Annotated in this window: 13 protein-coding genes; 4 read left to right on the top strand and 9 right to left on the bottom strand. The window is 72.8% G+C overall.

The genetic code is table 11. The features are described from left to right. Nucleotides 1-196: 196 nt before the first annotated feature. The 9 genes from ACWD0Y_RS19680 to ACWD0Y_RS19640 form a co-directional block, all read right to left on the bottom strand. Nucleotides 197-937, bottom strand: coding sequence for a D-Ala-D-Ala carboxypeptidase family metallohydrolase (locus tag ACWD0Y_RS19680; protein WP_450261604.1), 741 nt, complete (start codon nt 935-937; stop codon nt 197-199). Nucleotides 938-1,078: 141 nt separating this feature from the next. Beyond that, nucleotides 1,079-1,711 (bottom strand): peptide deformylase, encoded by a 633-nt coding sequence (gene def, locus ACWD0Y_RS19675; protein ID WP_450261603.1) that lies wholly within the window; start codon nt 1,709-1,711, stop codon nt 1,079-1,081. Nucleotides 1,712-1,790: 79 nt separating this feature from the next. Further along, complete coding sequence (locus ACWD0Y_RS19670; RefSeq protein WP_093803323.1) at nt 1,791-2,777, bottom strand: tetratricopeptide repeat protein; 987 nt, start codon at nt 2,775-2,777, stop codon at nt 1,791-1,793. A 117-nt stretch (nt 2,778-2,894) separates the two neighbouring features. After that, nucleotides 2,895-4,187 carry an HD domain-containing protein gene (locus tag ACWD0Y_RS19665; RefSeq protein ID WP_450261602.1) on the bottom strand — a complete coding sequence of 431 codons (1,293 nt, stop codon included), beginning with the start codon at nt 4,185-4,187 and terminating at the stop codon, nt 2,895-2,897. A gap of 49 nt (nt 4,188-4,236) precedes the next feature. Beyond that, a complete protein-coding gene (locus tag ACWD0Y_RS19660) occupies nt 4,237-5,658 on the bottom strand; it encodes an HD-GYP domain-containing protein (protein ID WP_450261601.1) in 1,422 nt (473 codons plus the stop codon). Between the two features lie 160 nt (nt 5,659-5,818). Continuing rightward, entirely contained in the window at nt 5,819-6,145 is a 327-nt protein-coding gene (rsrA, locus tag ACWD0Y_RS19655) for a mycothiol system anti-sigma-R factor (protein ID WP_093799134.1), read from the bottom strand. Next, nucleotides 6,142-6,801, bottom strand: coding sequence for a sigma-70 family RNA polymerase sigma factor (locus tag ACWD0Y_RS19650; RefSeq protein WP_167518243.1), 660 nt, complete (start codon nt 6,799-6,801; stop codon nt 6,142-6,144). The genes rsrA and ACWD0Y_RS19650 overlap by 4 nt, the downstream gene beginning before the upstream one ends. Nucleotides 6,802-7,035: 234 nt before the next feature. Beyond that, nucleotides 7,036-7,680 carry an alpha/beta hydrolase family protein gene (locus ACWD0Y_RS19645; RefSeq protein ID WP_450261600.1) on the bottom strand — a complete coding sequence of 215 codons (645 nt, stop codon included), beginning with the start codon at nt 7,678-7,680 and terminating at the stop codon, nt 7,036-7,038. A 22-nt stretch (nt 7,681-7,702) separates the two neighbouring features. Next, nucleotides 7,703-8,518, bottom strand: coding sequence for an SOS response-associated peptidase (locus tag ACWD0Y_RS19640; RefSeq protein ID WP_450261599.1), 816 nt, complete (start codon nt 8,516-8,518; stop codon nt 7,703-7,705). 56 nt (nt 8,519-8,574) lie between these two features. Here ACWD0Y_RS19640 and ACWD0Y_RS19635 point away from each other — a divergent pair, with 56 nt between their 5' ends. From ACWD0Y_RS19635 to ACWD0Y_RS19620, 4 genes are all read left to right on the top strand, one after another. Beyond that, a complete protein-coding gene (locus ACWD0Y_RS19635) occupies nt 8,575-9,288 on the top strand; it encodes a M50 family metallopeptidase (protein ID WP_450261598.1) in 714 nt (237 codons plus the stop codon). 128 nt (nt 9,289-9,416) lie between these two features. Beyond that, the gene (aroA, locus tag ACWD0Y_RS19630; protein ID WP_450261597.1) at nt 9,417-10,760 is read left to right on the top strand and encodes a 3-phosphoshikimate 1-carboxyvinyltransferase; all 1,344 of its coding nucleotides are present in this window, start codon (nt 9,417-9,419) and stop codon (nt 10,758-10,760) included. Nucleotides 10,761-10,774: 14 nt separating this feature from the next. Continuing rightward, nucleotides 10,775-11,785: a ribosome small subunit-dependent GTPase A gene (rsgA, locus tag ACWD0Y_RS19625; RefSeq protein ID WP_450261596.1), complete on the top strand. Its 1,011-nt coding sequence runs from the start codon at nt 10,775-10,777 to the stop codon at nt 11,783-11,785. Nucleotides 11,786-11,878: 93 nt separating this feature from the next. Beyond that, nucleotides 11,879-12,202, top strand: a complete 324-nt coding sequence (locus ACWD0Y_RS19620; RefSeq protein WP_450261595.1) for a DMT family transporter — start codon at nt 11,879-11,881, stop codon at nt 12,200-12,202. Nucleotides 12,203-12,325: the final 123 nt, after the last annotated feature.

Here is a 12,325-nt window from a genome sequence, read left to right as displayed (position 1 = left end):
GTCCGCGGCCGGCCGACGGCGGGCCGCGGTGCCGTCGAGCGCGGGATGCCGTCCGAGGCAGTGCGTACTCACCTCGACGCCGGCGCCGCCGAGGACACGGCAGCGCATGGTGGTGCTCCCCTGCCGGTGAGTGCGGTGCGGTGTGGACCGACCGCACTCCGGGAGCTGGAGCGGACTCCGCGGCAAGCCCGTACCGTCAGGAGACGCCGCAGCTGGAAGCGGACCAGAAGCGGCTCGCGCGGTGGTCCAGGTGCGTGTGGTCGCCGTGGCCCGGGTAGCCGGGGCCGAGGATGCCGTTGAAGCCGTGGTTGCGGGCCTGCTTGGCCAGCGTGCACAGGGAGTGCGGGCCGGCGCCGAGGTCGGCGGCGTCGCCGTACAGGTGACGGCTGCTCGACGCCCCGCCCACCGCGTCGTTGCAGGCATGGGAGCGGAAGCCGCTGGTGACCCGGATGGACTGGTCTCCGAGGGCGTGCCGGAGCGCTTCCAGCTTCCACATGGTGCGCAGGGCGTTCGACTTGGCGGTGGCGGCGCTCACCGCTCCGCCGGACCAGGTGCCGTTGCAGTTGTTGAGCTCGGCGTACGAGAAGTGGACGGGCGTGCAGTCGTCGTCCTGGAGGGCGTAGAGCTTGCTGAAGGTGGCGGGGCCCGCGACGCCGTCCGAGGAGAGCCCGTAGGCGGACTGGAAGCGCTTGACGGCGGCGGTGGTGGCGGGGCCGTAGTCGCCGTCGACGGCGAGCACCGCGCCGTAGCCCGGGTAGCCGCCGAGCCGGATCTGGAGCTGGGTGACGTCGGCTCCGGTGGCGCCCTGGGAGAGGGTGCGGGACCAGGTGTAGCAGCCGTCGGCGTGCGCGGTGCCCGCGGTGGCGACCGTACCGCCCAACGCAGCGACCATGAGCATGACAAGACAGAGGACGGATCTCGCCGTACGCCGGAACATGGGACCTCCATACCGAGGAGCGCGGGAGCGGGGCACGCCCGAGACTGACGCGTCCGCGCACGCACGTCAACAGGGCGACTGCCAGGGTCATTTGTCCGACCAATGGCAGTCGCCCGGCCGCACCGCCGACGGCGGGGGAGATCAGTCGTTCGGGACGGTCTCGTAGCGCGGCGTGCCCTCCGCCATCTGCTTCAGCGCGTCCTTGCGGTCGCGCTTCGACAGGCGGTCGATGTAGAGGCGGCCGTACAGGTGGTCCGTCTCGTGCTGGAGGCACCGCGCGAAGTAACCGGTGCCGCGCACCTTGATCGGGTTGCCCTCGGCGTCCTGGCCGCGCACCACCGCGTAGTCGGGGCGGGCCAGTTCGGCGTACGCCGTCGGGACGGACAGGCAGCCCTCGTTGGCCTCGTCGAGGTTGCGCTCCTCCTGCGGAAGCTCCTCCAGGACCGGGTTGCAGACCACACCGACGTGGCGCACGCCGTCGTCGTCCGGGCAGTCGTACACGAAGACCTTGAGGTCGACGCCGATCTGGTTGGCGGCCAGGCCGACTCCCTCGGCGGCGCGCTGGCTGGCGAACATGTCGTCGATCAGCGCCGCGAGCTTGTCGTCGAACTCGGTGACGTCCTGGCACTCCCGGTGGAGGACCGGGTTCCCGACGACGGTGATGGGGCGGGCGGTACCGCGCTCGCGGTACGCCTGCTCGCGCTCCTCGGTGTTCTCCGTGTCCACGACGAACCCGTCGTTGATGTCCTGCTGGTCCGTCTCGTGCTGCGCCATGTCCGCCGTACGCCTTCCTCAAAACCCCGAATACCGAATCCGATGCCCGTACAGCCTACGGGCAGGCTTCGGCGGCTCCTCAGCAGACTTCTTCGAGATCCCGCCACTCGCGGCTGTCGGGGTTGTCGGCGACCCACCCGTCGAGCAGCCCGCGCACCAGCCCGGCCGGCGCCGCGATGCCGCACTCGCGCTCCGGCAGCCACAGCTCGCCGGCACCGGCCGTGCGGTGTCCGAGCGGTCCCGGGTGGCCGGGCTCGCTGTGGTCGTGCGGGTCGAGGTGTTCGCCGTCGCCCTCGTCGCTGGGCATCTGCGACTCGGAGCAGGCCCGGCAGAGCAGCCGTACGGACGACGACCAGTCCTCGGCGGCGAACCCCGCGTCGGCGGCGAGGCGCTCCAGGGCGTCCCGGTCGGACTCGGTGGCGGCCTCCAGGAGGACCACCCAGGTGGGTACGGGCGAGGGCGCCCACAGCTCGATCTCGTCGAAGACGGGGAAGGACGGTCCCGCGGCGGTGACGCGCTCGCCGTGCGGTACGCCGTCGTGCAGGACGACCTCGCCCCAGCGGCGCCCGGAGGACGGCAGCGGGATCGAGAGCACCTCTATCCGGGCCGGGTCGAGCCTGCGGCCCCACACCACCTCGGCCTCGCCCTCCGGCGAGAGGCGGACGGCGGCGCTGCCCAGCTCCATGCCGTGGGGCTCGCCGCTCTCGGTGGGCTCGCCGGGCACCTTCAGGCCGTACGCCTGCCAGGCGCGGCGGGCCAGCGGCCAGTCCTGGAGGGCGGTGGCCGCGATGCCGACGTTCCACCAGTCGGGAGCGCCGGTCTCCCGGTCGAGGAGCGCGACGGCGCGCAGGCCGGCGGAGCGTGCCTGCTCCCAGTCGTGCCGGAACTTGTGCAGCAGCGCGAGGTTGAACCAGGACTCCGACAGCCAGGGTTCGAGGTCCGCCGCGCGCGTCAGCAGCGCTCCCGCGTCCTCGTACCGACCGTCGCCGATCAGCGTGAACGCGCGGTCGGTGGCCTGCCGCCACGAGGCGGACGGCCTGTGCCGTACCTTCCCGAAGATCTTCACGATTCCCGCCTGTCCCGCCTGCCGGTCGTTGAAGGTCCAGTGCCCCCCGGACACCCTCTTCTTCCTCTTCTTGGCATCCAACCATGCCGGGTCACAGGGCCGCTCATTACCCATGGGTTACCCCGGTGGGGACAGGGCCGGACCGCCCCGGGACAGAACACGCGCCAGGGATTCCACGACCTCGGGCTGATAGTCGCGGCAGGTGCCGAGGCGCAGCCGTTCCAGGGCACTGAGCGGCCCGCCCAGTCCCCCTCCGCTTTCCCCCGAGAAATCGTCGTATGCATTGACGGCGCGGACGATGCGGGCGGGCAGCGGCTGCTCCCGGTACGGGTCGGCCTGCCGCTCGACGACCACCGCGACCTCGGCGGGGACTCCCGTCTGGCGTACGACGGCTCCGCCCAGGAGCGCGATGCGGCGCTGTTCGGCGGGCGGGAGGGAGGCGGTGGCCCCGGCCGGGACCGGGTCGAGGAGGGAGAGCTGTCCGATGTCGTGCATCAGGGCGGCGTACTCCAGGACGGTGAGGTCGGGCTCGGAAAGCCCCAGCTCACGACCCACCGCGCGGCTGAGCAGCGCGACGCGGTGGGCGTGGCCCTGCGGGGTGCAGCCGGCGATCTCGGTGGCGCGGGCGAGCGAGGCGATGGTCTGGCGGTACGTCGTGCGGACGGCGGCGTACCGGCGGAAGGACAGCTGGGTGAGCAGCAGGGGCACGCAGAAGACGGGCAGTGCCCACAGCCCGGTGACGGCGACGCCGAGCGCCATGACGGCGCCGGTGGCGCAGACCGCGGAGCCGATCCCGAGGAGCGCCCGCAGCTCGTCGCGCAGGAGCGGCCCGTACGGGTAACCGGTGCGGGCGCGGGCCATGACGGCGGCGAGGACGGCGTCGCAGAGGGCGGTGAGGACGAGGAGCAGCAGGAGGAAGAGCGCGTGGTACGGGCCGCGGCCGGCCCACTTCTCCCACAGGCCGCAGTTGTAGAGCGGCTGGAAGCAGACGGCGGCGAACGCGACGGTGAGGACACGGCGGGCGACGTGGTCGAGAGCGTGCCCGTGGCCTGCGGCGACGTGCGGTACCGCGCCGGCGAGGGCGGCGGCGACCACGACGGCGACGACTTGGAGGACGCCGTGGACGGTGGGCTGTCCGGCGTTCTGCCCGAGCAGGGCGTAGGCGAGGGCTCCGGCGGCGCCGAGCGGGGCGGGTTCGCGCTCGGCGGGCAGGGCGGAGGGGCCGCCCCGTACGCCCCAGCGGGAGAGCTCCCCGAGGGTGATGAGCGCGCCGAAGGCGAGGGCGACGCCGGGTTCGGTGACGCCGTACCAGAGGGTGTCGCCGAGGGCGTAGACGGTGAGCGCGGCGGCGGCGCCGTACACGAGCCCGAGGGCGGGCGCCGGCCGCGCGGCCCCGCGCCGCCCCCTCATGCGGCACGCTCCGCGGGACACCCCTCGGGCCCGGCGGCCGGGACGGCGCTCACGCGGGCCGGCCGGGGTCGTGGCGGGGCGCGGCGACGACAGTGGACGCCGGATCCCCGCCCGGGGCGGGGGTGGAGGACACGCCGTCCGTGGGCGGTGGCGGGACGTTTCCTCCGGGGCCGGACTGTTCGTCCGAAGTGACCCGGTGGTGCCAGCCGTGGCGGGCCAGCGCCCGGGTCAGCGCAGTCACCATCAGCGGGTCGAACTGCGTGCCCGCGCACCGGTCGAGCTCCCGCAGGGCGGCCCCCACCGGCCGCGCCCGCCGGTACGAGCGCGTCGACGTCATCGCGTCGAAGGCGTCCGCGACGGCGACGATCCGCGCGAACTCCGGGATCCGGCCGCCCGCGAGGCCGTAGGGATAGCCGCTGCCGTCGAGCCGCTCGTGATGGTGCAGGATCGCCGCCCGCGCCTCCCCGAGGAAGCCGATGCCGCGGACCATCTCGTGCCCGTACTCGGGATGCAGCTCGATGACGCGGCGTTCCTCTGGGGTGAGCGGCCCGTCCTTGCGGAGCAGCCGCGTCGGGACGCCGAGCTTGCCGACGTCGTGCAGGATGCCGGCGAACCGCAGGACCTCGACGCGGGCCTCGTCCATGCCGAGCTCGCGGGCGATCATCACGGACGCGCGGCCGACGCGTTCGCTGTGCCCGCGCGTGTACCGGTCCTTGATGTCGACCGCCTGCACGAGGGCGCGGATGGTGGCCTGGTGGGCGGCGCGCTCGCGGTGGTACTGCGCGAAGACCCAGCAGGAGATGTACATCGGCAGCAGGACGAAGAGCGCGGCGAGCGGCCCGTACGAACTGCGCCAGAGCACCGCCGTCATCAGCCCGGCGAGCCCCTGCACACCGTGCGGTGCCAGGGAGCGCAGCAGCAGCCCGCGCCAGGCGGCGCGCACGGGCAGCCTCTCGGCGGTGGCGAGGATGCCGCCGTCGAGGGCGGACAGGACCAGGCAGAAGGTGAGGACGGCGGCCCCGGCGGGCAGCAGGACGTACGGGAAATCGGGCGTCGGCCCGGCCGCCCCGCCCAGCGACGCACCGCCGCCGAGGAACGTGCAGACATGGGCCGCGGACCACGCGGCGAGCGCGAGCTGCGCCGCCCGCCAGGCCCGCCGCACGGCGCGCGGGCGCCGCTCGACACGGCCGACGAGGGCCCCGGGCACGGCGACGAGGGCGGCGGCCGGCGGCGGCAGCAGCAGTACGGCGGCGAGCAGCACGGGGAAGAAGGTCCCCGCGCCGGCCCGCAGCGCGCTGACGAGGAACGGCCGGCGCCCGAGCAGTTCGCAGGCGGCGTGGAGCACGGCGAGCAGTGCGGCGGTGACCCAGGGGACGCCGGCGCCGGGCCGCAGGGCGGGGAGCGCGCAGCAGGCGGCCGCCAGCAGCGCACACAGGATGTACGCACGCGCCGCCATCGAAAGGGCTCTCACCAGCCTCGCTCCTGTTGTCCCGGGTCCGCCCGCCACAATGCGTGCGTCACGCTAGCGAGTTGAGCGGAGCCGGAGACGACGAAGCGGCTGATTAGCACCTTCGAGTGATAATCAGCCGCTTGTGAGGCGGGAGCCCGGCCGGGCCGGGGCAGGGCGGAGGCTACGCCTCGTTGGCGGCGGCCGGCAGGTCGGCGGACGTCGTGGCCGTCACGTCCTGCTCGGGCACGGCCTGCCCCGACCGGATCAGATCGATGCGCCCCATGACCTTGGCCCGCAGGTCGGCCGGTACGTCGTCACTGCCGCAGCAGCGCTTCACCAGCTTCTTGACGGCCTGCTCCAGGCCGTACTTCTCCAGGCACGGGGAGCACTCCCCGAAGTGCACCTCGAACTTGGTGCAGTCGCTGTCCGGCATCTCGTGGTCGAGGAACTCGTAGAGATGATCCAGGACCTCAGAGCAATCAGTCTCGTGCGGCTCTCCGCAGCTCATGAGCCCGAACCTTTCCCGTCGTTCGACTCCCCGGCGCCCGCCGGGACCAGCCCGCGGTCACGCGCGTAGTCCTCGAGCATGCCGCGCAGCTGACGGCGGCCCCGGTGCAGCCGGGACATCACTGTGCCGATGGGTGTTCCCATGATGTCCGCGATCTCCTTGTACGCAAAGCCCTCTACATCCGCGAGGTAGACCGCGATGCGGAATTCCTCGGGGATCGCCTGCAGCGCGGACTTGACGTCCGAGTCGGGCAGGTGGTCGAGCGCCTGCGACTCGGCGGAGCGCAGGCCCGTCGACATGTGCGACTCGGCGCGCGCGAGCTGCCAGTCCTCGATCTCCTCGGCGCCGCTGCGCTGCGGTTCGCGCTGCTTCTTCCGGTACGTGTTGATGAAGGTGTTCGTCAGAATGCGGTAAAGCCACGCCTTCAGATTCGTACCCTCACGGAACTGGTGGAATGACCCGTACGCCTTGGCGTACGTCTCCTGCACCAGGTCCTCCGCGTCGGCCGGATTGCGCGTCATGCGCAGCGCGGCCGAGTACATCTGGTCGAGGAAACCCAGCGCGTCGCGCTCGAAGCGCGCGTTGCGCTCGGCGGTGCTCTCCTCCGCCGCCTGGCCGTCGTCGGTCCCTGTGTCGGTCCCAGTGACCGGACCCACCTCCTCCAACGCCGTGGCGGGGCCGAATGCGGACCCGCTCGAAACGGAGGATAGACGACGATCCTGCCCGTCCGCCGCCCGGCGAGGGGCGGCCTTGGCCGCGGTGAGCACCGTCCACTCCAGGTCAGCGGTGTTCGAGCGGCTCGGGCAGATAGTCGATCCCATGCGACGGACTCCCTCTCCACGTACGTGCGGTGTATGTCGACGCACGGAACAACAGAGGTCGCGCGCAGATCATTCCCGGAGCCCGCCGATCCAGCTCCCGACGGCGTCCGTGATCACTTCCACGACCTGTCCGCCGGTGGTCCCGGCCTTCTTCGGCACGGCGAACCCGTGGTCTGCGTACGCCACTTCCACCAGGTCGTACGCCCCGTCCGGGAACTCACCGGGCTTCCCGAAGGGATCGTTTCCCCCCTGTACGACCAGAGTGGGGACCCCGGCGCCCAGAAGTTCCTCCGCCCGGGACTTCTCGGGGCGGCCGGGAGGGTGGAGCGGGAAGCTCAGCGCGAGTACGGCGCGCGCGCCCAGTCCGGCGGCGGTCCGGCACGCGACGCGCGCCCCGGCGCTGCGCCCGCCGGAGACGACCGGCAGTCCGGGCTTCTCCAGGGCGGGCCACAGCCCGCGCCACCCGGCGTCCAGGGTCCTGGGAGCGGGCGCGAGCTTCTTCCCGGCCACCCGCCAGGGCTGCTCCACCAGGGCGACGCTCACCCCGCGCGCGGGCAGCGCGGCCGCGAGCCCCTGGAGGTCCCGCGCCTCGATGCCGCCCCCGGCGCCGTGGCTCACGGCCAGGACGATCCACGGCGCCTCGGCCTCGGCCCAGGTGATCCGGGCCTCGCCGGCCGCCGTCTCCACCGTCTCGCTCCGTGTCACATGCCCCATCCTGCCCGCTCCCCGTGCCGCCTCAGAACAGCGTTTCCTCCTCCGGGGCCGCCAGCTCCTCCAGCAGCTCCGGACCGTTGTTGCGCACGTTGCTCACCGCCGTGCTCACCGGATACGCCCGCATCAGCCCGCCCGGCGGCGGAGCCAGCAGCGCCCGTACGTCCTCGACGTCCCTACGGGCCGGATCCAGCCACGCGTCCCACCGGTCCGGCGTCAGCATCAGCGGCATCCGGGGGTGGATGTCGGCCAGCGAGCCCGGTCCGGAGGCCGGCGCGACCGCCAGCGGCGACGTCTCCGCCTCGGTGGTGATGACCGAGCACGTCGCCCACCACGCCTGCGGGTGGTCGTCCGGCAGCGTCCGGTCGCGCCAGAACTCGTACAGCCCGGCCAGCGCCATGACCGACCCGTCCGCCGGGGTCACGAAGTACGGCTGCTTCCGCGGCCGCTTCTTCTTCCCCTGCTCCTCCAGCTGCCGCTCGTCCACGCCGGTGACCCACTCGTAGTAACCGTCGGCGGGGAGGATGCAGCGCCGGGAGACGAACGGCCGCCGGAACGACGGCTTCTCGTGCACCGTCTCCGCCCGCGCGTTGATCATCCGGGCCCCGCCGTCGGGCGACTTCGCCCACGAGGGCACGAGCCCCCATTTCAGCTTCCTCAACTGCCGAACCGGACGCTCGTCGCCCGCGTCCTTCACAGGGCGCTCCAGTACCGCGTGGACCTCCTTCGTCGGAGCCACGTTCCAGTCCGGGGCGAGCGTCTCCTCGGGCTCCCACTTCTGCACATCGAAGAGCCCGGCGAGTTCCTCGGCACTCCGGCTCGCTGCATACCGTCCGCACATAGATGCCACACTGCCACGACTTCCCGACTTCCCGACTTCAAGGAGCCGCCCTGACCATGGACACCACTCCTCTCGGCGATCTGTGGGACCGCCTCTCCGGTACGCAGCCCGATCCGGGCCAGTGGCTCGTGGCGGCCGCGGCCCTCCTCGCCCTGGCCGTCGTCGTCCCGCGTCCCGTGTGGCGCCTGTCGCGCAACGCCATCACCATCGCCCACGAGGGCGGCCACGGCCTGATCGCCCTGCTCACGGGCCGCAGCCTCGACGGCATCCGCCTCCACTCCGACACGAGCGGCCTGACCGTGAGCCGGGGCAGGCCGACCGGCATCGGCATGATCCTGACGGCCGCCGCCGGCTACACCGCGCCCTCCCTCCTGGGCCTCGGCGGCGCCTGGCTGCTCGCCGCGGACCGCATCACGCTCTTCCTCTGGATAGCGACGGCCCTGCTGCTGGCGATGCTGGTGATGATCCGCAACGCGTACGGCGCCCTGACCGTGATCGTCACCGGCGCCGCCTTCCTCCTCGTCTCCTGGCTCACGGCCCCGGAGGTCCAGGCCGCCTTCGCGTACGCCGCCGTCTGGTTCATGCTCGTCGGCGGTGTCCGTCCCGCCTTCGAGCTCCAGTCCAAGCGCCGTCACGGCGGTGCCCCCGACTCGGACGCCGACCAGCTGTCGCGGCTCACGCACGTACCGGCCGTGGTGTGGCTGCTCTTCTTCCACACGGTGTCGGTCTGCGCCCTGCTGGGCGGCGGGCGCTGGCTGCTCGGCCTGTAACCGCGGCCGGGGTGGCCGCGACCACGGGCCGTCACGCACCGCCGGCGCACCACACCATCGAGTTACGCCCCGGTTTCGGGGCATTTGATCAAGATCCGGGCCCGCCGCGAGCCATTAAAGTGAAGGCCATGACCGAAAGCTCCGTGCACCCCGCCCTCTGGCCCGCACCCCACACCGGCGAAGCCGTCGACGCGACCGTCACCGTGCCCGGATCGAAATCGGTCACCAACCGCGCTCTCGTCCTGGCCTCCCTCGCCGCCGAGCCCGGCTGGCTGCGCCGCCCGCTGCGCTCCCGCGACACCCTGCTGATGGCCGACGCGCTGCGCGCGATGGGCGTCGGCATCGAGGAGACCGTGTCGTCCAGCTCGTCCGCCACGGGTGAGCTCGACGGCTCCGGCGAGGCCTGGCGCGTGATCCCTGCGGGGCTGCACGGCCCGGCCACGGTCGACGTCGGCAACGCGGGCACCGTGATGCGCTTCCTGCCGCCCGTCGCGGCGCTCGCCGACGGCCCCGTCCGTTTCGACGGCGACCCCCGTTCGTACGAACGCCCGCTCGGCGCCGTCATCGACGCGCTGCGCACCCTCGGCGCCCGTATCGACGACGACGGCCGCGGCGCGCTCCCGCTGACCGTGCACGGCAACGGCGCGCTGGACGGCGGCCCGGTCGAGATCGACGCGTCCTCGTCCTCGCAGTTCGTCAGCGCGCTCCTGCTCTCCGCCCCGCACTTCAACCAGGGCGTGGAGGTGCGCCACACCGGCGCCACCCTCCCCTCCATGCCGCACATCCTGATGACCGTCGACATGCTGCGCGCGGTCGGCGCCCAGGTGGACACCCCCGAGTCCGGCGGCGAGCCCAACGTGTGGCGGGTCTCCCCCGGTGCCCTGCTCGGCCGCGACCTGACCGTCGAGCCCGACCTCTCCAACGCGCAGCCGTTCCTCGCCGCCGCCCTGATCACCGGCGGCCGGGTCACCATCCCCGACTGGCCCGAGCGCACCACCCAGCCGGGCGACGCGCTGCGCGAGATCTTCACCGCGATGGGCGGCTCCTGCGAGCTCACCGAGCAGGGCCTGACCTTCACCGGCACCGGCACGGTCCACGGCATCGACGTGGACCTCGGTGACGTCGGCGAGCTCACGCCGGGCATCGCGGCGGTCGCAGCCCTGGCCGACTCCGAGTCCGTACTGCGCGGTGTCGCACATCTGCGGCTGCACGAGACCGACCGGCTGGCCGCCCTCACCCGGGAGATCAACGCGCTCGGCGGCGATGTCACCGAGACCGAGGACGGCCTGCGCATCCGGCCGCGCCGCCTGCACGGCGGGACCTTCCACACGTACCACGACCACCGCATGGCGACCGCGGGCGCGATCATCGGTCTCGCGGTCAAGGACGTGCTGATCGAGAACGTGGCGACCACCGCCAAGACACTGCCCGACTTCCCGCAGATGTGGACCGGAATGCTCGACGGAAACTGACGGGGCCTGACGACATGCGCCGCTACGGCAAGAACCCCGACGAGGACGACATCCGGATCCGCCCCAACCGCAAGGGCAACCGGCCTCGCACCCACACCCGCCCCAAGCACGAGGACGCCGTCGAGGGCTTCGTCCTGACCGTCGACCGGGGCCGCATCACCTGCCTCGTCGAGGACCGCACGGTGGTCGCGATGAAGGCCCGCGAGCTGGGCCGCAAGTCCGTCGTCGTGGGCGACCGGGTCGCCATCGTCGGCGACCTGACGGGCGACAAGGACACCCTGGCCCGCATCGTCCGCGTCGAACCGCGCCGCTCGGTGCTGCGCCGTACCGCCGACGACGACGATCCGTTCGAGCGGGTGGTCGTCGCCAACGCCGACCAGCTGGCGATCGTCACGGCCCTGGCCGACCCCGAGCCGCGCCCGCGCATGATCGACCGCTGCCTGGTGGCGGCGTACGACGCCGGGCTGGACCCGCTCCTGGTGCTGACCAAGTCGGACCTGGCGCCGGCGGACCAGCTGCTGGCCTCCTACCGTCCTCTCGGCGTCCCGTACCTCGTGACCAGCCGCGAGGAGCTGGAGAGCGGGGCGGCGACCGAACTGGTCCGCAAGCACCTGGAGGACAAGGTGACGGCGTTCGTGGGCCACTCGGGCGTCGGCAAGACCACCCTGGTCAACACGCTCGTACCGGAGGAGCGGCGGCGTACGACCGGTCATGTCAACGCGGTCACGGGCCGCGGCCGGCACACCACCACCTCGGCGCTCGCCCTGCCGCTCACGGGCGTGCGCGGCTGGGTGATCGACACGCCCGGCGTCCGGTCCTTCGGGCTGAACCACGTGGACCCGTCGCGCGTCATCCTCGCCTTCCCGGACCTGGAACCGGGGACGGAGGGCTGTCCGCGCGGCTGCAGCCACGACGAACCGGAGTGCGCACTGGACCAGTGGGTGGCCGACGGTCACGCCGATCCGGCCAGGCTGGACTCGCTGCGGCGGCTGCTGGCGACGCGGGAGCGGCGCGAGGGCGACTGACCGGACGCGCCGCGTTTGCCCCTGCCGGCCCCCGGTAAGGGCATACTCGCACCAAGCGCGACGAAGCGGTCACCGACGCGGGAGGAACCGGCCATGGCGTGGCTGCTGGTGATGGTGGCGGGGCTCCTGGAGACCGGCTTCGCGGTGTGCCTGAAGCTGTCCCACGGCTTCACCCGGCTGTGGCCCACGATCGCCTTCGCCGCGTTCGCGCTGGGCAGTTTCGGGCTGCTGACGCTCGCGCTGAAGAAGCTCGACGTGGGGCCCGCGTACGCGGTGTGGACCGGTATCGGGGCCGCGGGCACCGCGATCTACGGGATGGTCTTCCTCGGCGATGTGGTCTCGACCCTGAAGCTCGTCTCGATCTCGCTGGTGATCGTCGGCGTCATCGGACTCCAGCTCTCGGGCTCGGCCCACTGAGACCCGGCCCGCCCAGGGCCGGCGCGCCGCCGGGCACTGTCCATGGCCCGCGCGCCGCCGCGTACGGGCAGGGGAGCACGCCCGCACTCCGGGACCGTGTGGTTTGCGGAGAACGTGGTCGAT

This window comes from Streptomyces altiplanensis, from assembly GCF_053591575.1.
The sequence above is the reverse complement of the archived record's forward strand: the minus strand, read 5'-3'. Positions and strand labels throughout refer to the sequence as shown.